A 21,401-nucleotide genomic window follows, 5' to 3' on the forward strand; every position below is an offset into this window, starting at 1 on the left:
CAGTATGATAGGGCGCAGTATGCACAAGGCTTGCCTGGGCTTTTGCTAAATGTGAATGCGACCGGTCACGATTGCAGTCGCCAGCGCTTGCTCACGCGTGCGTGCACCAAGCTTTGCCCGTGCGTTGCGCAAATGCAGGTCAACCGTGACCGCCTGGATCGACATATGTTCAGCGATCCGGGCAGTTCGGAAGCCCTTGGCCAGCAACAAAAGACATTCGCGTTCCCGGTTGGTCAGGCTGGCTTGCGACAGGTTCTCCAGACGACCGATCTTGTGATGCGCAATCGCCGCACAGATATGCAGCAACATGCCGAACTCTTCGTTGACTGCTTCGATATCGGCCCGTGGCAAGGCACTGACAAGGTTCCAACCTTTGACGACCGGATCGTCCTCTCGCGACATTCTGAGCGCAATACCGGACGTCAACCCACATTCCTGAGCCCTGCGAATGACGGCAATGTCTTCCTCGGTCAGATACGCGTGATCCGGCAGGAAGTGTATTCCCGTCATGAACTGGCTGGGCAAATTGGGCGCGTAAATGAACAGCGGGTCGCGCTCGTAGTCTTTTTGCTTGAAATAAGCAGCCTTCCATTCGGTCAACTGATCGGAAAACCAGATATCGTTGGCAGTCGGCACGACGTTTCGTCTGCGCTGGCCATAGACAGCCCCCTTAAAACCGAAACTTTCGAAAAAACCGATCGTTTTTTCCCAAGCGTCCTGCGGGCTATTGGCCGACAAGATTTTGTCAGCAAACTGCTCCAGTTTCTTCATTTCGCGTCTGTCTGCTCCCGGACCAAAAGAATGTTTTAGGCACTCAGCTAATAAAATCCATAGCTTGAGGGATTTTTGCGCAGCGTTAGTGTCGATGCAGAGAGAAGGATTTTCTGTGATCGTACAAGTCAAGAACCGTCCAAAAGTGGAGCTTCATTTAAACACCAATGTGTTTTTCCCAATCCACGGAAGCCTCAAACCCGGCCTGTTTTCTGGCGTATTCGGGGCTTTTGCCCTGGTGTTTCTGCCCGTGTCCTCCACTGCACTGGCGAGCGAATGCGAAATCATTTCGGACGTCGGTCTTTACTACGAGCGTCTTGAACAGGCGATCATGCTGATGGAATACAAAGACATCGTGGTGCGCGCGACGGACGGCAAAATTCGTTGCGAAGAAGACGCCGGCAACGCGCGGCAAGTGTGTTCTGTCGAAGGCCACGGCGAAATGCTGATCGATTCTGAAAGAGGCACTTTCGTTGTGCGCCTGCCCGCAGAGAGCATGAGTGAGGTTCAGATCTATCAGACGGGTGATCTTTCCTGTGGCCCGAAATCGAATTGACGTCATGCAAGCGTCAATTTCATTCAAGGAAATACGGCCATGAAGATGGTGTGCCTCGCAGCGCTGGCCCTGTCACTGTTTGCAGCGGCCGCAATAGCGAACGGAACGGACACCAAACCAACCTGCGAAAAGCTGATCGCGCTCTATATCGAATTGGGAAAGAGCGCAGGTCAGGCCGTCAGCAAAGAAGCGGCGCGCGCAGCAGTTATGTCCGAAAACCCAAGCGACGCAGACTGCGCGGCAATGCTGGCTCTCTTTTCCAAACAGAACTGATGGGAACACAAGAGTTCGTAGGCATCTATGATGCAGTAAAGTCGGCAAATACAATCGAGGCAGCCTGAACCTTCGAGAAGTTTAGCGGCTCCTCGTGAGTCACGTTTTTAGTTCAGACAGCGGCGGTATCGGAAAGATTGAATAACTGCTTCGAGCCCAAAGTTTAGGTTAAATCGCAGGGTGCAGCGACCCGCGTCGGGTACAGCGTCCCGAGCGCACTGCATAATCACGGTGCCATCCCCAGCCCATCACCGTGAAAGACGCCGGAAAACTCCAACCTCCGGCGATCCAAGGTTGAGTCTCAGTGCATCCCGAAGATGACGCCTTCGACAATCGGAGCATTCCAGGCAGTCAACGATCTCATGTTCTTCGGCCCATTCCTCGCCGAAAAGGACGTGTCCGTGGGCGCGTTCATCGATGCGCACCCGGAAGATTGCCATCCGGTCGTCCGGTCCCTGATACAATCAAGCCGGAAGTTCACGGCTGCCGACTGCTACAGGGCGCAGTATCAGGTGGCCGAGGCGATAAGAGAAACGGCGAAACTCTGGGAACACCATGACGTCCTGATCACGCCTGCGGTTGGTGCCCTGGTCACGCTCCGGCAATGCGAAGACGATCCGCTCGGGCCGAATTTCAGGAACGGCACCTACACCAACTTCGCCAACTCGCTCGGATTGGCAGCGATTACGATCCCTTTTCAAAAGACCGGGGCAGGGGTCCCCTGGGGACTGACACTCTACAGTCTCCCCGAACGCCTTTCCGGCATGGTCAGCGTTGCCGAAGGTCTGGCGGCTCAAGGTCAGACATAAGACAGAACGCGGCGTTCTGGTGCCGAGAGTTCTTGTCATTCTTGATCCTGTTCATGCACCGTGGACGGCCGGCGGAAAAGCCGGTGATCCTTTAGAATTTTGGCTCTGAACACGCCGCGCGCGCAACCTGCAAATCTACGGCGATGATCCCAAGGATAAGGTGCTGGAATGTTGCGAACGACCTTGTCGATGCGTGGAGGCTACCGACGCGCTACCAGTTTTCCGCTCTGGTTGCGCTCTCGGCATAATTCACCGCCATTGCTTCTCCTATAGTTTTCCTCCTTTCAACAAGAACGATGCGAGTTCCGTTGCAACCTGTTTCCAGCTTTTTTTTCGGAACTCGGGGCACGAGATGACGAGCTCGTGGGGGCTGAAGCCAGGGAAATTGGGCATCCAGGGGGGGGGACAAGCTCTTTGCAGAAATACGGAGTGCCGGAGCAATATGAAAAAGGAAGTCGCAGCGCGGGTCGTTGACCTGTTCCTGGAGTTCGGTGCGAGGCTCGATCAGTCGGTGTCACTTGTTCAGCACACCAGCTCCGAAAGCGAATTCAATACCTATCGCCAGTCCGTCGGAAAGGTGATGGGCAGCATGTTGCTCGATGTCATGAATCCGATTTTCGAAGCCCATCCCGATCTGAAGCCAAAGGGACTGGATGGAATTCCGTGCGCCAACCGAAAAAGAAGGATGGCGTCTCCCAACCGGCGCACGATTCACTCAAAGGTGAAACGAGCCATGCGACAAACAGCCAATCTTGCCTTGCTTCTTCTGCAATGGGCTTTGTGTTTCAACGGTCTGCTGCTCATTGTGGTTGCTACCAACACGTATGTCATGGAAAGTCGGCTCATTCCCGATTTGCCTCAGGTAGCGGAAACAGCCGACACTTACATCGCACCAGTTTTTCAGCGCCTGACGGTCGGCATTGCAACGGGCCTTGTCTCAGTGGGGCTCAGTGCCGTTCTGTACTACCTGCGCCAATCACGCGTTTGTGGACCATGGTGCTGGTTGAGAAGGCCCTCAGATCCTCGTGGAACGGCGACTTGATGCAGGCGGGGTCGGTTTCCGAGGCATTGCCGGTCACGGCGAAAGCCTGGCAGCGGCAGCCTCCGAAATCGATGTCCCGGCGCGGGCATGCCTTGCAGCGATCCGACATCCAGTCCGTTCCCCGGTAGGTGTTGAAGCTGTCGGAGTGCTCCCAGATCGTTTGCAGCGGTTTCTCGCGCACGTTCTCGAACGAAAGGCTCGTGATCGATTGCGCTGCATGACACGGCAGCATCGTGCCGTCCGGCGCGATCATGAAGGCGTCCATCGCCCACCCGCCCATGCAGGGCTTGGGATAGTCGGCGTAGTAGTCGGGGGGCACAAAGTCGATGTTGAGGACACCTGTCAGCTCTTCCCGCACCCGCGTCACGAAGTCGATCTGCCGGGAGACCTGATCGCGGTCGGGCAAGAGGGCGGCCTTGTTGAGCTCCGCCCAGCCGTAATACTGCACATTGGCGATCTCGAGACGCTCCGCATCCAGGTCGAGCGCGAGCTCCACGAACCGCGGAACCTCTTCGATATTGAGCCTGTGGATCGGCGCATTGATTGTCAGCGGCAGCCCAAGTTCGCGGGCCTGACGGGCGGCTGCACGCTTCTTTTCGAAGGCGTTCCTGTAATGCCCGATCCTGTAGGTCGTCTCGTCGGTTGCCCCCTGAAAACTGATCTGGATGTGGTCCAGTCCTGCGTCCTTCAGGGCCTGCAGACGCCCGGCAGTCAGGGTCACGGCCGCCGTGATCAGGTTGGTATAGACGCCGCTTTCCGCGAGGCGGGCGACAAGCTCTTCAAGATCCGGCCTGAGCGTCGGTTCGCCGCCTGAAAGATGCACCTGCAGGACGCCGAGATCGGCGGCCTGTTTGAAAACATCGAGCCAGGTTGCCGTGTCCAGCTCTCGGTTGGCCTTCAGCAGTTCAAGCGGATTGGAACAGTAACCGCATTGCAGCGGACACCGGTGCGTGAGTTCCGCGAGAAGACCGAGCGGGATGTCGATCGTGTCGCTCATTGCGGACCGCCATTTCCGCCAGCAGGCCTGATGAGCAGCCTGTCACTCCAGTCCTGGAGAAACTCCAGGACGTCTCCCAGGATTTCCGGACAGGGTGCGCTGAAGTCCTTCGACAAGGCCTCCGCGATCTCGCCAATGGACCGTGTGCCGTCGCAGTTTTTCAGGATCACCACGCTGATATCGTCCGGCCACAGGATTTTCTCAGGCGCAAGCACAACCCAGCTGTCGCGTTTTTCGTTGAAAACCAGGCGCACATGCGCAGGCAGTCTTGGAATGCTGTCTGCTTTCAGGATTGTCCGTTTGCGTACCACCGTCACGGCCTGTTGCCACCCTTATTGTCTTTTGTCTTCCTCGCGCGGACGGAACGCGCCGGGCGGAATACTGCCGGGCGAAACATAGGCGTGCTGAAGCGCGTCCAGCATCGCCCACAACAGGTCGCACTTGGAAAGCAGGGCGTCGACCGCATCGGCCTGCTTGTCCGGTGTGTCCGCCCACGCAATGACAAGCGCCAGGGCGTGTTCCGCATCCCGCGGTGCCTGTTTCAGCCGCGGCGTGAAATAGGCAAGCGTGTCCTCGGTGATGTAGTCGTATCGCGCCAGCATCGCGGGCACGCGCTCGCCGATCGCCACCGGCGAGAACAGTTCCGTCAGGGAGGAGGCAACGGCGACAAGCAGGGACGAATTCGAAACGAGATCGAGATAGGCGCCGACCGCGTAACGCGTTGCGGGCAGGGCAAACCTGCGCGAGCGCACCATGCCCGTGTCGAGCCCCAGCCCTTCCGCAAGCTTGAGCCAGCGCTTGATCCCGCCGTCCTGTTCAAGGTCGTCATTGCCGTCGTGATCGACGATGCGCTTGATCCATTCCCGCCGGAACTCGGGATCGTCGGACCTGGACAGGATGATGCTGTCCTTCTTGGGAATGGCATCCTGGTAACAGAAACGATTGAGCGCCCAGGCCTGCATCTGCGCCTTGCTGAGTTCGCCCGCGTTCATCATTTTGTGGAACGGATGATGGATATGGTAGCGGTCGAACCCGGCGGTGCGCAGGACCTCCGTCAGTTCGGCCGCTGTGAGCAGCCTGCTCTCTTTCCTGATGCGCTCCGCCGCCGATTCCGGGACGCCGCTGCCGATCGGCTCCGCGATCGCGGCAGGGTGAGAAACGGCAAGATCTGTCATAGCTCCAGCTCCATTCCGTCGAAGGCGACTTCCCAGCCTGCCGCAAGGACGGCTGACGTTTCGGCCGAACGCGGATCGAGGATCGGGTTGGTGTTGTTGATATGGATGAAGACACGGCGCTTCAGGTCGACATCGGCCAGACCCGCCAGGCTTCCGTCGGGTCCGCCGATGGCGAGATGGCCCATGCGCGCGCCGGTCTTCGAGCCAACGCCCGTGTTGGCCATTTCATCGTTCTCAAATACCGTCCCGTCGAACATCAGGCAGCCTCCGCCGGCGACCCGTTGCTTGAGTGCGTCCTCGATTGCAGCGCAGCCGGGAACGTAGAAGAGCGTCTTGTCTGCCTCGCCGATGTTTGCGGTCCTGCGGACGGCAAGTCCGATCGTGTCGCCGCTTGACGTGCCGAAATCCGACTTTTCCGGGTCTTCAAGAAACAGCGCAACCTTTCCGGGGACGCTGAAGGTTTCGATGGAAAGGCCGAGTGGGCCATCGGGACCGTAAAGCTCCGTTTCTCCCTCAAGCACCAACTCGCGGCGCTCGACATGATCCGGGCTGAGCACCTGAAAGATGCTGTTCGAGGCCAGCGTCTCGAGCACCCTGCGCGTTGCGTAAAGGGTGAACGGCTCTCTTTCGCGCAGGGAAAGAAGACCCGCAATGTGGTCGACGTCGGCATTCGTGAGAATGACGGCCCTGATCGGCGTTGACCGCAGAGGTGCATCGGCGGCAGGCTGCAGGTCTGGTGTTGCGGCGATCTGTTGGCGGATGTCCGGTGACGCATTGAAAACGGCCCAGTTCCGGCCATCGGCACTCGCAGCAATGCTGGACTGCGTTCTGGCTAGAAAACCGGGCCGGTTTTCACGAACTGCGCGGCTGAGAGGCGCATTGCAATTCCACTGCGGGAAGCCGCCTCCGGCTGCCGCGCCCAGAACCCTGATTTTCATCGTGGCTCTTGCTTGGCCGCGAATTACTTGCGCTTGCAGGTGCCGATTTCGGCGGGCATGTAACGCGTGACTTCGAAACCCGCTTCAGTGGCTTTGGTGGACGGCTTTTTCCAGGTTTTCATGTTTTCCTCCTCCTTGCGGTGTCGCGCCAAAACGCTAGCACGCGCCCCGGAATATGAAACCGGGACTTTGGTGTCGGTATCACTGCAGATCTTTCTAAGACGATGGTTGGCGCCGCGAAGGGTCAGAACCTCGAAAGTAGGTGTTGAAAAAGACGACCACGTCTGATTGCATGGAGGTTGCGGGGACCTTCCGGATTCGGAGATACAAGTGAAACTTGTCTGGTACGCCGCGCTCGTGGTCATCGCAGTGCTTCTCACAGGAACCCTATACGTCACCAATCAGCTGTCGGAGCGCATCGACAGGCTGGAAAGCAACCAGGCCGGTCAGCTGTCGGAGCGTATCGACAGGCTTGAACTTGCCAGGCGGACACAGGTTGCCGCCTTCGTCAAAGGTGTAGCCGTACTGTGCGGCCACGAAGCTCTGACTAAGGAACTTTTTGATTTCGATCCCCGGCGAGGCGCCGATCTCTACACGGCCAACCTGAGCGGAGTCATTCTGGTGACGCAGCTCAAGCAATACGGTTTGAGACCTGATGAAGCTTTTTGTGACAACGAGTTGAGTCAGTTTAGCACGCAGAACGGCCTATAGGGTACGGACCCAAATATGAAGTGGAAATGGTTTGAGGCGGATTGCTTCTCCTCAAGGAGCGGAAGCGCAGCAAATGTGGCTCATTTTCAAGTCTTTCGCAACGCCGGGGAGGCGCAGTTCGGTCAAATCCGAAGGACATGGTAATGGCTTTCCCCGTGGCGCCGGTCTGCTTGACCGGGCAGGAAGCCCGCTCTGCGCACGCTTCCTAACGGGATTTCGCCCTTTCAGTCTCATCTTTGAGGCCGTACTCTGGTGTGATTTGGCAAACGAGGACAGGCCGGTCGCACCTGCACCGCATAACACACTCGCCGCGGGACCGATTTGTGTGCAACTGCGGGCAGGTCAAGTTCTGGCCCGTTTTTGCCTGTTCCGGCGCGGCTTGTTATCCTGTCTGCAAATCGGTCATTGCCGCTTTATGCGCCGGAGAGTGCGTGATGCTCTCTCGGGATACATCTACCCGGAAATCGTAGTGGCAAGAAAAAATCATATTTTACAGATATTTAGGTTTATTTCTCTTTTCCGATGGGGAGCGTGCAGGGTTGCAGCGGAGCTTCCGACTAAAATAAGATTGAATTTTGTTTAAAATACGAATAATATATCCGTGGTAATTTTGCTTATGGGGGCGTGGGCTGAATATCGATTGGTTTTGCTTTTTTCACTGAGGTTTCGGCATATTCCGCCGATATGTGAATCAACATTGAGTAATTAGAACGGTGTCAGCCGATTAAGGGTCGTCATAGTAATACTGTGGCGAAGCTCCGAATATGTATGCTTGACGTAAGTAATGCTTTGACCTGTCTTGCGTTCGGCGAAGAGAAATTCTTTAATATTTTATTAATTTAATTGACGTGTGCTTAATTTTTACGCTAAAGTGCCCAAGCGTAAATTTTAGCGAATTTAGAGATTTGAAAGAAGGGGGTTTTTATGTTTGCTAGAAGTAAATACTTGAGGGGCTTGGCTGTGGGGTTGTTCGCAGCCGGCGCCTCGTTGGTTGGAATGAAAGAGGCAAGCGCGCACGCGACCTCTATCGGCTATGCGAATGCCGGTCCGGGAATCGTTGCCGTTTGGCTCGGTACATACAACCACGGCACGAACAGCCATCATCTTGAAGGTAGCATGAACCTGACGGGTGTGGACGTGACCTATAACCAGACCAACCCGTTTACGCTTGCTGCGGGTCTAGGTGGCCCGCTTTGGCAGGGTTACGCTGGCTATCAGGGTGGTGCGAAGCCTGCGGGCTTGGTCGATGGTACGACAAACTTCTACGGTTGTAACTCTTCCGGCCCGCTTACATCGTCCTGTACCGGTAGTGCTTCAAGCTTCGGCCAGCCGGATCACTGGCAGGGTGCGCTGTTCGCTGGTCTGACACCGGGAACCTACCAGTTCAACTGGACGCCGATCGCCAATCCGACGCTGGAGTGGTCGTTGCTAAATCCGAACATGAACGGCCAGTTCACCATAACTGGAACGGTTATCAACCCGACGGCGGTTCCGATCCCGGCAGCGCTTCCGCTTCTGGGTGGTGCTCTGGGTGCGCTCGGTTTCTTTGGCTGGCGCAGAAGAAAAGCTTCCTGAGCGCGTTGCCTATAGATCTCTGGAAAGCGGCCTTTGGGCCGCTTTCTTTTTATGCGGTGGATCAAACAGGGCGAATGTCTCTCGGACCGCCGCTGCTTGTACGACTGTCCGTGTCGCCCGCGTCGCCTAAGCGAACAGTTCGTCCCTGACCCGGTCCGCGTCGAGCTGTTCACCCAGAACGGTGAAGTCCGAAATGACGCCGTCGAAGTGATTGCCGGTCCATCCGATCTCGCCGCTCGGGCTGCTCCAGCCGTTCGCACCGATCATCAGGTACTCCTCGTTGCCGAGCCAGTCGGACTCAAAGTCGTCGTCGCTGTCGGCGGCGACCCCGTCGACATAAAGGACCGCGCCGTCTTCGCCGAACGTGAACGCGAAATCGTGTTCCTTGCCGACTTCGAAGACGTCCTCCGCCTTGAGCCACAGCGAACTTGTCTCATCCTGGAAGCGCACCTTGATGTCGCCGCCATCTGTGACCCAGGCGGTGAGATGTCCGCCGGTAACGTAACCGCTCGCATCCTTCGAGAACAGCGCATCCCAGCCGCTGACGGTATCGGCCGTGAACGAAAACGCGACCGTACCCTCCGCGATTTCCATTGCCTCGGAATGCTGTATCGCAATCTGGCCGTCGCGCGTTCCGTCCAGCACCATCTCGCCCGCGATGGCAAAGACGGGTGTCATGCCTTCGGGGAGGGGCAGGTCGTCCTTGGTGGGGATGTCGTCGGGCGGTGCGATCTCGCCGCGGTCGGTTCCCATCTCGATGGGCTTGATGGCCTCGTCGATGTCGGCGATGGACTTGACGATACCGTAGGCCGGTTTTGCCGAGGTGGAGATGTCGGACAGCGTGATCAGGTCGCCATAGACGGTGACGGTTCCCAGCTCGTCATTCGCGTGGGCACCGCCGCCCGATCCCTGGTCGGAATAAAGGGAGATGACGGAGTGATCGACGATGCCGTCATTGTTGCTGTCGCCGTAGGTGATGGAGCTGATCTTGGTGGTGTGTCCCTCGATCAGGATGCTGTCGCCCTCGGCGCGGTTGAAGTCGGTGATGATGTCGTTGCCGATGACGCCGACCCAGTGGTCGTGGATGTTTGCGTTCTCTCCGGCCACGCCATGCCATCTGATTGTGCCGTCATCCTGTGTGTGTTCCTCGATGAAGCGGGCCTTGGCGTTGATGAGGGTCTGGAAGTAGAAGGTGTCTGCGCCCGCACCGCCTGTCATGACATCGTCGGCATGAAGGGGCTGGTCGGGATAGAGTTTGCCGTTGGTGAGTTCTCCGAGCGGATCGCCCTCGTCGCGGTCCGGGTCGTAGGCGACCTCGCCCTCGCGCCCGTCGGACTGGGAGATGAGCAGATCGTTGCCGTCACCGCCGTTGAGGATGTCCTCGCCGTGTCCGCCGTCCAGGACGTCGTTGCCGTCGCCGCCATTGAGAATGTCGTTGCCGTAGGAGCCCTGGAGGATGTCGTTGCCGCCGTTGCCGTTGACGGTGTCGTCGCCGAGGCCGGCATTGATGGCATCGTCCTGATCGGTTCCCTCGATGGTCTCTCCCTGGCCGGTGCCTTCGGAATATGTTGCGCCGGAGGTCATCTCGCCCATGTGGTTGAAGCCGTAGGCCATGGCGAGCGCCTTGGCCTCGTCGGAACCGTGATGGAGCTGCTGGAAGGCAGGCATCAGGTCGTCCTGGGCAAGGGCGGCCAGGGCATCGGCCTCGAATGCCGGGTCGACCTCGCCTGCCAGCGCTGCCATGGCCTCGCCCCCGACCTGTTCGTCGAAGACCATGACGTTTGAGATTGTGCCGTTGAACTGCTGGTGGGCGGTGTGGGCGTCATCGGATCGCCAGGCCCCGGAGGCGCCGACCAGGAAGGAGCGCTCGTTCATGTCCATGCCCTGCTTCATCTCCGGCTCGGCGGCCCAGAGCTGTCCGTTGACATAGACATTGAGCCCGTCCTCGCCGAAGGAGACGGCGAAGTGGTAGTCGGTGTCCTTCTCGATCATCAGGTCGGGGACCTTGAGATACTCGGTGCTGTCGTCGCTCTGCTGGCGCACGATGATGCGCCCGTCCTTGAGCCAGACGGTCAGGTGCCCGCCGTCGTCATAACCGCTGCCGTCCTTGGAAAACAGGGCCTGGCTGCCCCAGACATGATCAGCGTTGAAGGTCAGCGCGATGGTGCCCGCCTCAAGCGACAGCGCTTGCGCATCGCCCGCGTCCAGGTAATCGCCCTTCTCGCCGGAGAACTCCGTCGGTCCCGCGATGGCAAAGACGGGTGTCATGCCTTCGGGCAGGGGCAGGTCGTCCTGTGTCGGGATGTCGTCGGGCGGTGCGATCTCGCCGCGGTCTGTTCCCATCTCGATGGGCTTGATGGCCTCGTCGATGTCGGCGATGGACTTGACGATGCCGTAGGCCGGTTTGGCCGAGGTGGAGATGTCGGACAGCGTGATCAGGTCGCCATAGACGGTGACGGTTCCCAGCTCGTCATTCGCGTGGGCACCGCCGCCCGATCCCTGGTCGGAATAAAGGGAGATGACGGAGTGATCGACGATGCCGTCATTGTTGCTGTCGCCGTAGGTGATGGAGCTGATCTTGGTGGTGTGTCCCTCGATCAGGATGCTGTCGCCCTCGGCGCGGTTGAAGTCGGTGATGATGTCGTTGCCGATGACGCCGACCCAGTGGTCGTGGATGTTTTCGTTCTCTCCGGCCACGCCATGCCACCGGATTGTGCCGTCATCCTGTGTGTGTTCCTCGATGAAGCGGGCCTTGGCGTTGATGAGGGTCTGGAAGTAGAAGGTGTCTGCGCCCGCACCGCCTGTCATGACATCGTCGGCATGAAGGGGCTGGTCGGGATAGAGTTTGCCGTTGGTGAGTTCTCCGAGCGGATCGCCCTCGTCGCGGTCCGGGTCGTAGGCGACCTCGCCCTCGCGCCCGTCGGACTGGGAGATGAGCAGATCGTTGCCGTCACCGCCGTTGAGGATGTCCTCGCCGTGTCCGCCGTCCAGGACGTCGTTGCCGTCGCCGCCATTGAGAATGTCGTTGCCGTAGGAGCCCTGGAGGATGTCGTTGCCGCCGTTGCCGTTGACGGTGTCGTCGCCGAGGCCGGCATTGATGGCATCGTCCTGATCGGTTCCCTCGATGGTCTCGCCCTGGTCGGAGCCTTCGGAATATGTTGCGCCGGAGGTCATCTCGCCCATGTGGTTGAAGCCGTAGGCCATGGCGAGCGCCTTGGCCTCGTCGGAGCCGTGATGGAGCTGCTGGAAGGCAGGCATCAGGTCGTCCTGGGCAAGGGCGGCCAGGGCATCGGCCTCGAATGCCGGGTCGACCTCGCCTGCCAGCGCTGCCATGGCCTCGCCCCCGACCTGTTCGTCGAAGACCATGACGTTTGAGATTGTGCCGTTGAACTGCTGGTGGGCGGTGTGGGCGTCATCTGAGCGCCAGGCCCCGGAGGCGCCGACCAGGAAGGAGCGCTCGTTCATGTCCATGCCCTGCTTCATCTCCGGCTCGGCGGCCCAGAGCTGTCCGTTGACATAGACATTGAGCCCGTCCTCGCCGAAGGAGACGGCGAAGTGGTAGTCGGTGTCCTTCTCGATCATCAGGTCGGGGACCTTGAGATACTCGGTACTGTCGTCGGTCTGCTGGCGCACGAGGATGCGCCCGTCCTTGAGCCAGACGGTCAGGTGCCCGCCGTCGTCATAGCCACTGCCGTCCTTGGAAAAGAGGGCCTGGCTGCCCCAGACATGATCAGCGTTGAAGGTCAGCGCGATGGTGCCCGCCTCAAGCGACAGCGCTTGCGCATCGCCCGCGTCCAGGTAATCGCCCTTCTCGCCGGAGAACTCCGTCGGTCCCGCGATGGCAAAGACGGGTGTCATGCCTTCGGGCAGGGGCAGGTCGTCCTGTGTCGGGATGTCGTCGGGCGGTGCGATCTCGCCGCGGTCTGTTCCCATCTCGATGGGCTTGATGGCCTCGTCGATGTCGGCGATGGACTTGACGATGCCGTAGGCCGGTTTGGCCGAGGTGGAGATGTCGGACAGCGTGATCAGGTCGCCATAGACGGTGACGGTTCCCAGCTCGTCATTCGCGTGGGCACCGCCGCCCGATCCCTGGTCGGAATAAAGGGAGATGACGGAGTGATCGACGATGCCGTCATTGTTGCTGTCGCCGTAGGTGATGGAGCTGATCTTGGTGGTGTGTCCCTCGATCAGGATGCTGTCGCCCTCGGCGCGGTTGAAGTCGGTGATGATGTCGTTGCCGATGACGCCGACCCAGTGGTCGTGGATGTTTGCGTTCTCTCCGGCCACGCCATGCCATCTGATTGTGCCGTCATCCTGTGTGTGTTCCTCGATGAAGCGGGCCTTGGCGTTGATGAGGGTCTGGAAGTAGAAGGTGTCTGCGCCCGCACCGCCTGTCATGACATCGTCGGCATGAAGGGGCTGGTCGGGATAGAGTTTGCCGTTGGTGAGTTCTCCGAGCGGATCGCCCTCGTCGCGGTCCGGGTCGTAGGCGACCTCGCCCTCGCGCCCGTCGGACTGGGAGATGAGCAGATCGTTGCCGTCACCGCCGTTGAGGATGTCCTCGCCGTGTCCGCCGTCCAGGACGTCGTTGCCGTCGCCGCCATTGAGAATGTCGTTGCCGTAGGAGCCCTGGAGGATGTCGTTGCCGCCGTTGCCGTTGACGGTGTCGTCGCCGAGGCCGGCATTGATGGCATCGTCCTGATCGGTTCCCTCGATGGTCTCGCCCTGGTCGGAGCCTTCGGAATATGTTGCGCCGGAGGTCATCTCGCCCATGTGGTTGAAGCCGTAGGCCATGGCGAGCGCCTTGGCCTCGTCGGAGCCGTGATGGAGCTGCTGGAAGGCAGGCATCAGGTCGTCCTGGGCAAGGGCGGCCAGGGCATCGGCCTCGAATGCCGGGTCGACCTCGCCTGCCAGCGCTGCCATGGCCTCGCCCCCGACCTGTTCGTCGAAGACCATGACGTTTGAGATTGTGCCGTTGAACTGCTGGTGGGCGGTGTGGGCGTCATCTGAGCGCCAGGCCCCGGAGGCGCCGACCAGGAAGGAGCGCTCGTTCATGTCCATGCCCTGCTTCATCTCCGGCTCGGCGGCCCAGAGCTGTCCGTTGACATAGACATTGAGCCCGTCCTCGCCGAAGGAGACGGCGAAGTGGTAGTCGGTGTCCTTCTCGATCATCAGGTCGGGGACCTTGAGATACTCGGTACTGTCGTCGGTCTGCTGGCGCACGAGGATGCGCCCGTCCTTGAGCCAGACGGTCAGGTGCCCGCCGTCGTCATAGCCACTGCCGTCCTTGGAAAAGAGGGCCTGGCTGCCCCAGACATGATCAGCGTTGAAGGTCAGCGCGATGGTGCCCGCCTCAAGCGACAGCGCTTGCGCATCGCCCGCGTCCAGGTAATCGCCCTTCTCGCCGGAGAACTCCGTCGGTCCCGCGATGGCAAAGACGGGTGTCATGCCTTCGGGCAGGGGCAGGTCGTCCTGTGTCGGGATGTCGTCGGGCGGTGCGATCTCGCCGCGGTCTGTTCCCATCTCGATGGGCTTGATGGCCTCGTCGATGTCGGCGATGGACTTGACGATGCCGTAGGCCGGTTTGGCCGAGGTGGAGATGTCGGACAGCGTGATCAGGTCGCCATAGACGGTGACGGTTCCCAGCTCGTCATTCGCGTGGGCACCGCCGCCCGATCCCTGGTCGGAATAAAGGGAGATGACGGAGTGATCGACGATGCCGTCATTGTTGCTGTCGCCGTAGGTGATGGAGCTGATCTTGGTGGTGTGTCCCTCGATCAGGATGCTGTCGCCCTCGGCGCGGTTGAAGTCGGTGATGATGTCGTTGCCGATGACGCCGACCCAGTGGTCGTGGATGTTTTCGTTCTCTCCGGCCACGCCATGCCACCGGATTGTGCCGTCATCCTGTGTGTGTTCCTCGATGAAGCGGGCCTTGGCGTTGATGAGGGTCTGGAAGTAGAAGGTGTCTGCGCCCGCACCGCCTGTCATGACATCGTCGGCATGAAGGGGCTGGTCGGGATAGAGTTTGCCGTTGGTGAGTTCTCCGAGCGGATCGCCCTCGTCGCGGTCCGGGTCGTAGGCGACCTCGCCCTCGCGCCCGTCGGACTGGGAGATGAGCAGATCGTTGCCGTCACCGCCGTTGAGGATGTCCTCGCCGTGTCCGCCGTCCAGGACGTCGTTGCCGTCGCCGCCATTGAGAATGTCGTTGCCGTAGGAGCCCTGGAGGATGTCGTTGCCGCCGTTGCCGTTGACGGTGTCGTCGCCGAGGCCGGCATTGATGGCATCGTCCTGATCGGTTCCCTCGATGGTCTCGCCCTGGTCGGAGCCTTCGGAATATGTTGCGCCGGAGGTCATCTCGCCCATGTGGTTGAAGCCGTAGGCCATGGCGAGCGCCTTGGCCTCGTCGGAGCCGTGATGGAGCTGCTGGAAGGCAGGCATCAGGTCGTCCTGGGCAAGGGCGGCCAGGGCATCGGCCTCGAATGCCGGGTCGACCTCGCCTGCCAGCGCTGCCATGGCCTCGCCCCCGACCTGTTCGTCGAAGACCATGACGTTTGAGATTGTGCCGTTGAACTGCTGGTGGGCGGTGTGGGCGTCATCTGAGCGCCAGGCCCCGGAGGCGCCGACCAGGAAGGAGCGCTCGTTCATGTCCATGCCCTGCTTCATCTCCGGCTCGGCGGCCCAGAGCTGTCCGTTGACATAGACATTGAGCCCGTCCTCGCCGAAGGAGACGGCGAAGTGGTAGTCGGTGTCCTTCTCGATCATCAGGTCGGGGACCTTGAGATACTCGGTACTGTCGTCGGTCTGCTGGCGCACGAGGATGCGCCCGTCCTTGAGCCAGACGGTCAGGTGCCCGCCGTCGTCATAGCCACTGCCGTCCTTGGAAAAGAGGGCCTGGCTGCCCCAGACATGATCGGCGTTGAAGGTCAGCGCGATGGTGCCCGCCTCAAGCGACAGCGCTTGCGCATCGCCCGCGTCCAGGTAATCACCCTTCTCGCCGGAGAACTCCGTTGCGCCTTCAAGAGTGAAGACGGGAGACGGGACTGTGATCGAACTTGTCGTTGGCATGCTTGGCTCCCCTAATCGGGCAAAAAAGGCCCGTTCCGCCGAAGTGTGCCTCGGCATTTTTGGCGATTGTGTCCAAGCGATTTGTTGGGTGATTTGTTCTTGTGCGCTTAATGTATTCGCGACAATTTGACAAAAAATCAGGTCAAATAAGGCAAAAAAGATACAATAATTTGAAAAAAATCTGTCTCAAGTAACACAAGTAAAAACGCCGATTTGTCAAAAATCATGAAGGTATTGGAATTAATGTGAAAAATGACGATGAGGCTTTATCCTCATTGCTGCCGGGAGGGCCAATATTATTTAATTTTCGCTTAAACTTCAGACGGCTCGGACCTGACATTCCGTAAGTCTTTTTTCAGGCTCTTTTCTATTAAATTTATCAATCAAAATTTAGCTTGGTTGTAGGCGGGTTGCATTTTGCGGAGCATCGCGGGGTCTGCGTTCCAGACGCGTGGCATGACACCGGATACAACTGGGTGGCGAACGGGACCGCGTTTGGCCCTGAAATGAATCGCATGTGTCATGTGCTCGATATGCGACTGCCTGCGAAACGCTCCGTGTCCGGTCCGGTTTCGCAGGCAGTCGGTTTCAATCGCCTTGTCGCAAGGGTCTTCGATCTCCCCGCGCCCAAGGATCAGGTGCCTCAACCGGCGAGCTTCACCCAGGCGGCGTTTCTCGCGGAGGACCTGACGCATGCGTCGACGAACTGCACACCGGCAAGCCCGTCGCTGATGCCCGGCACGAGCGAGTCCTCATGCTTCCCTGCCTGGCGCGCCCGGATCACATCCGCGGCGTCCTTGTATAGATTGGCAAAGCCTTCCAGGTAACCTTCCGGGTGCCCCGGAGGGATGCGCGTTGCCGGGGCGATGCTGTCCAGCATGCCGGCACCGCCACGCGTGATGATGCGTTTCGGTTCGCCGAAGGGCGTGACATGAAGGTAGTTCGGGTTCTCCTGGTGCCACTCGAGGCCGCCCTTGTCGCCATAGACACGGATCTTGAGATTGTTCTCGTTGCCCGGCGCGACCTGGGAACACCAGAGCATGCCGCGCGCACCGCTTGCATAGCGCAGCATGACGTGACCGTTGTCATCGACCTGCCGTCCAGGCACGAAGGATTGCAGGTCGGCTGCGAGGCTTTCGGCGGACTGGCCGGTGATGAAACAGGCGAGATTGTAGGCATGGGTGCCGATATCGCCGGTCGATCCCCCGGCGCCTGACCTGGCGGGATCGGTGCGCCAGTCCGCCTGCTTGTTGCTCTGCTCGACGGTCAGCCAGTCCTGCGGATACTCGACCTGGATCACGCGAATAGTGCCGAGATCGCCGTTTTGAACCATTTCGCGCGCCTGCCGCACCATTGGGTAGCCTGTGTAGTTATGCGTCAGGAAGAACAGCGCGTCGGAGCTTTCGGCCGCTTTGACCAGCTTCTTTGCATCGGCCAGTGTCGATGTCAGCGGCTTGTCGCAGATCACGTGGATGCCGCGTTTGAGAAACGCCTTTGCTGCCGGATAGTGGACGTGGTTGGGCGTGACGATCGCGACCGCTTCGATGCCGTCTTTCAGGCGCGCCTCGCGCTTGGCCATTTCCTCGAAATCGGTGTAGATCCGGTCCTGCTTCAGCCCGAGTGCCTGGCCCGACTCCAGGGCCTTTTCGGGCGTCGAGGAGAGCGCACCGGCAACCAGTTCGTAGCGTCCGTCGATCCTCGACGCGATGCGGTGGACCGCGCCGATAAAGGCATCCTTGCCGCCACCGACCATGCCGAGCCGGATTGGTTTCGACTGCGGATTGTCTTTTCCTTCTATCGCCATTCTGCTCCTCCTGTTTGCCCTTCCTATGCGCGGGCGTTCGTTCTGTAATCGATTACATTTCTATAGAGAAACCTCTTGCCAGGCAATCGCTCAAGAGGCTGCAAAAAGGCCCGGCCGGTCGAGACGGGCCGTGGCGTTTGTCGTGTCCGGTCCTCAAGGGCGTCAAGGTTTCAACTCCGGCGCTGAGTGGGCAGGGCCCAGGGTCAGGACTCACTAATTCGGTTGAATTGGCGCAGCAAACGGCGATGAGCTGCAAGGAAAAGCGCGACAAGCGGGCTTCCTGCCCGGTTGAGCGGTTTGACGCAGCAGACCGAAGCCGGTTTTGCGTCCCTGAGGGATAGGGTGAATTTGCCCGGCAACGTCGTTGCAAACCTTTGGAAACCGGACGGTTTCCCGCAGCTTTGCGCCTCGTATCCGAACATATTCATCCCTACCAATTCATCCAAATTAATGAGTCCTGACCCTAGCCAATGCCCAGCATTTTCCTGTTGGCTGCATCATCGGTACCGCCATCTGCGAAATCGTCAAAGGCTTTTTCCGTCACTCTGATGATGTGATCCCGGACGAAGGCCGCGCCCTCGCGTGCTCCGTCCTCGGGATGTTTCACACAGCACTCCCATTCGACAACGGCCCAGCCGTCGAAGTCGTTCGCAGCCATCTTGGAGAAAACGGCGCCGAAGTCGACCTGTCCGTCTCCAAGCGAGCGGAACCGTCCGGCACGGTCCACCCAGGACGCGTAGCCGCCGTAAACGCCCTGGCGGCCCGTCGGGTTGAACTCGGCATCCTTGACGTGGAACATGCCGATCCTGTCCTTGTAGATGTCGAGATTGTCGAGATAGTCGAGGCACTGAAGAACGTAGTGCGACGGATCGTAGAGCATCTTGCAGCGCGGATGCGCATCGACGCGGTCGAGGAACATCTCGAAAGTGATCCCGTCATGCAGATCCTCGCCCGGATGGATCTCGTAGCAGACATCGACACCCATCTCGTCCGCATAGTCGAGGATCGGACGCCAGCGTTTGGCCAGTTCGCCAAACGCCGTTTCGACAAGGCCGGCCGGCCGTTGCGGCCACGGATAAAGATAAGGCCAGGCGAAGGCGCCGGAGAAGGTCGCATGCGCACCGATGCCGAGGTTCCTGCTCGCAGCCAGCGCCAGTTTCACCTGATCCACGGCCCAGGCCTGCCGGGCAGAAGGGTTGCCGCGGACTTCCGGTGCGGCAAAGCCGTCAAAGGCAGTGTCATAGGCCGGATGCACGGCCACCAGTTGCCCTTGAAGATGGGTCGAGAGTTCGGTGATCTCGACGCCGTTGTCTCTGGCGCGACCGGCAAGGTCCTCGCAATAGGACATGGAACTGGCGGCTTTTGAGAGATCGATCAGGCGGCTGTCCCAACTCGGTATCTGTACGCCGGCATAGCCGCAATCGGCGGCCCATTTCGTGATGCTGTCCCAGGAATTGAACGGAGCGTCGTCACCGGCGAACTGGGCAAGGAACAGGGCAGGGCCCTTGATGGTCTTCATGATGGTCTCCCGATTCCGGCAGGCTGATTGAAAAAGGGCCGGGATCCCATCGCGAAAGACCCCGGCCAGGTAGGTGCGTGACAGTGCTTAGAACGGAGAGTCCGGGAAGTAGTAGCTCTCGGCATTGTCACGAGTGATCAAGGTGGCGCCGAGGATATAGCGTCCTGCGACCGGTCCGTTCGACTTCACCGCATTGACCGTCGCGTCCATTGCGGTCGCGATCATTGCGGGCGGATAAAGCACGTTGACCGGGATCAGTTCATCGCCATCCATGATGCCCTTGATGATCTCTTTCATGCCCGCGCCGCCGACGACGAACATGCCGTTGCCGTCCCGGCCGGCCTGCTTGAGGGCGGCCACGACACCGATCGCGATGTCATCGTCCTGCGCCCACACGGCATCGATGTCCGGAAAGCGCGAGAGGAAATCCTGCATGACCTCGAAGCCGTCGTCGCGGTTCCAGTTGGCATGCTTGTGATCCAGCACATTGATCCCCGAACCTTCGATTTCGGCCATGAACGCGTCGAAGCGTTCATTGTCGATGACGGTCGGAATGCCGCGCAGAACGACGATGTTGTCGCCATCCTTCAGGCGGCCCTTCATGTACTGCGCCGAAACGCGGCCGAGTTCCGGGTTGTTTCCGGCAACATAGAGGTCCTCGATACCGGGCTGGCTGAGGCCCCGGTCCACCACGGTGATCCAGGCGCCCGATTTCTTCACGTTGAGAACGGGATCGGTCAGCGGCTCCGACTCGAACGGCAAGACGACAAGTGCGTCGATCTGGTGAACGGACACGAGATCCTCAAGGGCGCTTGCCTGCGCACCCGGATCGGGCGAGTTGACCAGGATCAGATCCACATCCGGGTGAAGCGCCTCAAGGCGTTTTTCTGCCTGCTCGGCGTGCCAGTTCATGCCGGCTGCCCAGGCGTGGGTCGGTGTCGGATAGCTGACGCCGATCTTGATCTTGTCTTCGGCGGCGGCCGGGCCGGCAAAGGCCAGCATGCTTGTGACCGCCATCATTCCGAGTGTTGTTTTCCAGAGCATTGTTTCCTCCTCAATTGCTTCCGTTCGGACGCACCTCTCCCGTCCGGTGCGAACCGGTTCTTTGCAGGGGACGGGCCCCGATGGTTTGAAATCAGAACGTCAGGTTTTGGCTTTCTTGCCGAATTTCCAGTCGCTTCGCTGCAGGAGAACCGCGACGATGATGATCAGGCCCTGCATCGTTCCGTTGAGATAGTTCGAGATCATGTCGGTGAAGTTCAGGATATTGCCGATTGTAGTCAGAATGAGCGCACCCAGGATCGTACCGCCGATCCGCCCATAGCCGCCTTTCAGAACGGTGCCGCCGATGATGACGGCCGCGATAGCCTCCAGTTCCCACAGAACGCCGGTGGATGCGGAGGCCGATCCGAGCCGGGGTACATAGATGATCGTCGCGAAGGAGACGCACAGGCCCTGGATGATGTAGGTCAGCGTCTTCACGCGGTCGACATTGATGGCCGAGTATTTGGCGACCGCCTCGTTGGATCCGATCGCGGTGCAGTACCGTCCGAACGCGGTCCGGTTCAGGAGCAGCCAGCCGCAGATGGCAACGCCGATGAACACCCAGACCGGGAAGGGCAGTCCCAGAAAGCTGTCGTAATAGACCGGGCGGTAGGTTCCGCGGATGTCGAAGTTGAGTGACAGGGTTCCCCCGTCTGCGAAATAGGTCACCAGTGAGCGGTAGATGCCCATCGTGCCGAGCGTCACGATGAAGGCCTCGATCTTGCCTTTCGTCGTCAGCGCTCCGTTGATCCAGCCGGCGCCGATCCCGAGCAAGATCGCCAGCCCGCATCCGAGCAGGACCGTCGGAACACCTGTTCCGAGCGTTTCCACCGCGTTGTTCATGACTATGATCATGACGCCCGATATGGCTGCCGCCATCGAGCCGACGGACAGATCGATGCCGCCTGCCGTGATGACGAAGGTCGCACCGACCGCGATGATGCCGATAAAGGCCGAACGTGTCAGCAGGTTGGTCAGGTTGCCCTCGCTCGCGAAGGCGGGGTTGAGCAGGTATCCGATCACGCACAGCAGCAGCAGGGCGAGGGCAGGGCCGAGTGTCTTGAAGTCGACGGCAATCTTCCTGGCAACCTTTGCGTCTCCGTCTTCAGATGCGGTCATCAT

17 protein-coding genes are annotated in these 21,401 nt (G+C 59.6%); 6 read left to right on the forward strand and 11 right to left on the reverse strand.

Annotated features, from left to right (window positions below):
* Nucleotides 1-45: 45 nt before the first annotated feature.
* The gene (locus tag ACO07N_RS16100) at nucleotides 46-771 is read right to left on the reverse strand and encodes a LuxR C-terminal-related transcriptional regulator (protein WP_421981992.1); all 726 of its coding nucleotides are present in this window, start codon (nucleotides 769-771) and stop codon (nucleotides 46-48) included.
* A gap of 115 nt (nucleotides 772-886) precedes the next feature.
* On the opposite strand from ACO07N_RS16100, the gene ACO07N_RS16105 reads away from it, so the two are divergent.
* The 4 genes from ACO07N_RS16105 to ACO07N_RS16120 all read left to right on the forward strand — a co-directional run bounded on the left by ACO07N_RS16105 (nucleotide 887) and on the right by ACO07N_RS16120 (nucleotide 3,451).
* On the forward strand, nucleotides 887-1,327 hold the full coding sequence (locus ACO07N_RS16105; protein ID WP_421981993.1) for a hypothetical protein: 441 nt from the start codon (nucleotides 887-889) through the stop codon (nucleotides 1,325-1,327).
* A 39-nt stretch (nucleotides 1,328-1,366) separates the two neighbouring features.
* Nucleotides 1,367-1,600 carry a hypothetical protein gene (locus ACO07N_RS16110; protein WP_421981994.1) on the forward strand — a complete coding sequence of 78 codons (234 nt, stop codon included), beginning with the start codon at nucleotides 1,367-1,369 and terminating at the stop codon, nucleotides 1,598-1,600.
* A gap of 317 nt (nucleotides 1,601-1,917) precedes the next feature.
* Nucleotides 1,918-2,409: an amidase family protein gene (locus ACO07N_RS16115; protein WP_421981995.1), complete on the forward strand. Its 492-nt coding sequence runs from the start codon at nucleotides 1,918-1,920 to the stop codon at nucleotides 2,407-2,409.
* A gap of 442 nt (nucleotides 2,410-2,851) precedes the next feature.
* A complete protein-coding gene (locus ACO07N_RS16120; RefSeq protein ID WP_421981996.1) occupies nucleotides 2,852-3,451 on the forward strand; it encodes a hypothetical protein in 600 nt (199 codons plus the stop codon).
* Here ACO07N_RS16120 and pqqE read toward each other — a convergent pair.
* The 5 genes from pqqE to ACO07N_RS16145 are packed head-to-tail and all read right to left on the reverse strand — an operon-like array spanning nucleotide 3,357 to nucleotide 6,683.
* Complete coding sequence (pqqE, locus tag ACO07N_RS16125) at nucleotides 3,357-4,448, reverse strand: pyrroloquinoline quinone biosynthesis protein PqqE (RefSeq protein WP_421981997.1); 1,092 nt, start codon at nucleotides 4,446-4,448, stop codon at nucleotides 3,357-3,359. The two genes, ACO07N_RS16120 and pqqE, sit on opposite strands and share 95 nt — an antisense overlap.
* Nucleotides 4,445-4,765, reverse strand: a complete 321-nt coding sequence (gene pqqD / locus ACO07N_RS16130; RefSeq protein ID WP_421981998.1) for a pyrroloquinoline quinone biosynthesis peptide chaperone PqqD — start codon at nucleotides 4,763-4,765, stop codon at nucleotides 4,445-4,447. Before pqqD ends, pqqE begins: the two co-directional genes overlap by 4 nt.
* Before the next feature lie 15 nt (nucleotides 4,766-4,780).
* On the reverse strand, nucleotides 4,781-5,623 hold the full coding sequence (gene pqqC / locus ACO07N_RS16135; protein WP_421981999.1) for a pyrroloquinoline-quinone synthase PqqC: 843 nt from the start codon (nucleotides 5,621-5,623) through the stop codon (nucleotides 4,781-4,783).
* A complete protein-coding gene (gene pqqB, locus ACO07N_RS16140; protein WP_421982000.1) occupies nucleotides 5,620-6,561 on the reverse strand; it encodes a pyrroloquinoline quinone biosynthesis protein PqqB in 942 nt (313 codons plus the stop codon). The genes pqqC and pqqB overlap by 4 nt, the downstream gene beginning before the upstream one ends.
* A 23-nt stretch (nucleotides 6,562-6,584) precedes the next feature.
* Nucleotides 6,585-6,683: a pyrroloquinoline quinone precursor peptide PqqA gene (locus ACO07N_RS16145; protein ID WP_306140579.1), complete on the reverse strand. Its 99-nt coding sequence runs from the start codon at nucleotides 6,681-6,683 to the stop codon at nucleotides 6,585-6,587.
* A gap of 208 nt (nucleotides 6,684-6,891) precedes the next feature.
* On the opposite strand from ACO07N_RS16145, the gene ACO07N_RS16150 reads away from it, so the two are divergent.
* Nucleotides 6,892-7,272 (forward strand): hypothetical protein, encoded by a 381-nt coding sequence (locus tag ACO07N_RS16150; RefSeq protein WP_421982001.1) that lies wholly within the window; start codon nucleotides 6,892-6,894, stop codon nucleotides 7,270-7,272.
* 996 nt (nucleotides 7,273-8,268) lie between these two features.
* On the forward strand, nucleotides 8,269-8,847 hold the full coding sequence (locus ACO07N_RS16155; RefSeq protein ID WP_421982002.1) for a hypothetical protein: 579 nt from the start codon (nucleotides 8,269-8,271) through the stop codon (nucleotides 8,845-8,847).
* A 126-nt stretch (nucleotides 8,848-8,973) separates the two neighbouring features.
* Here ACO07N_RS16155 and ACO07N_RS16160 read toward each other — a convergent pair whose 3' ends face one another.
* The 5 genes from ACO07N_RS16160 to ACO07N_RS16180 all read right to left on the reverse strand — a co-directional run bounded on the left by ACO07N_RS16160 (nucleotide 8,974) and on the right by ACO07N_RS16180 (nucleotide 21,401).
* Nucleotides 8,974-15,912: a LamG-like jellyroll fold domain-containing protein gene (locus ACO07N_RS16160; RefSeq protein ID WP_421982003.1), complete on the reverse strand. Its 6,939-nt coding sequence runs from the start codon at nucleotides 15,910-15,912 to the stop codon at nucleotides 8,974-8,976.
* Nucleotides 15,913-16,555: 643 nt separating this feature from the next.
* Nucleotides 16,556-17,716 (reverse strand): Gfo/Idh/MocA family protein, encoded by a 1,161-nt coding sequence (locus ACO07N_RS16165; protein WP_421982004.1) that lies wholly within the window; start codon nucleotides 17,714-17,716, stop codon nucleotides 16,556-16,558.
* 463 nt (nucleotides 17,717-18,179) lie between these two features.
* Nucleotides 18,180-19,235, reverse strand: a complete 1,056-nt coding sequence (locus tag ACO07N_RS16170; RefSeq protein ID WP_421982005.1) for a sugar phosphate isomerase/epimerase family protein — start codon at nucleotides 19,233-19,235, stop codon at nucleotides 18,180-18,182.
* Between the two features lie 87 nt (nucleotides 19,236-19,322).
* On the reverse strand, nucleotides 19,323-20,279 hold the full coding sequence (locus ACO07N_RS16175; protein ID WP_420336193.1) for a substrate-binding domain-containing protein: 957 nt from the start codon (nucleotides 20,277-20,279) through the stop codon (nucleotides 19,323-19,325).
* A 99-nt stretch (nucleotides 20,280-20,378) separates the two neighbouring features.
* On the reverse strand, nucleotides 20,379-21,401 hold the full coding sequence (locus ACO07N_RS16180) for an ABC transporter permease (protein ID WP_421984439.1): 1,023 nt from the start codon (nucleotides 21,399-21,401) through the stop codon (nucleotides 20,379-20,381).

Origin of the sequence: Roseibium sp., from assembly GCF_965229775.1 — a bacterium.
GTDB lineage: Bacteria > Pseudomonadota > Alphaproteobacteria > Rhizobiales > Stappiaceae > Roseibium.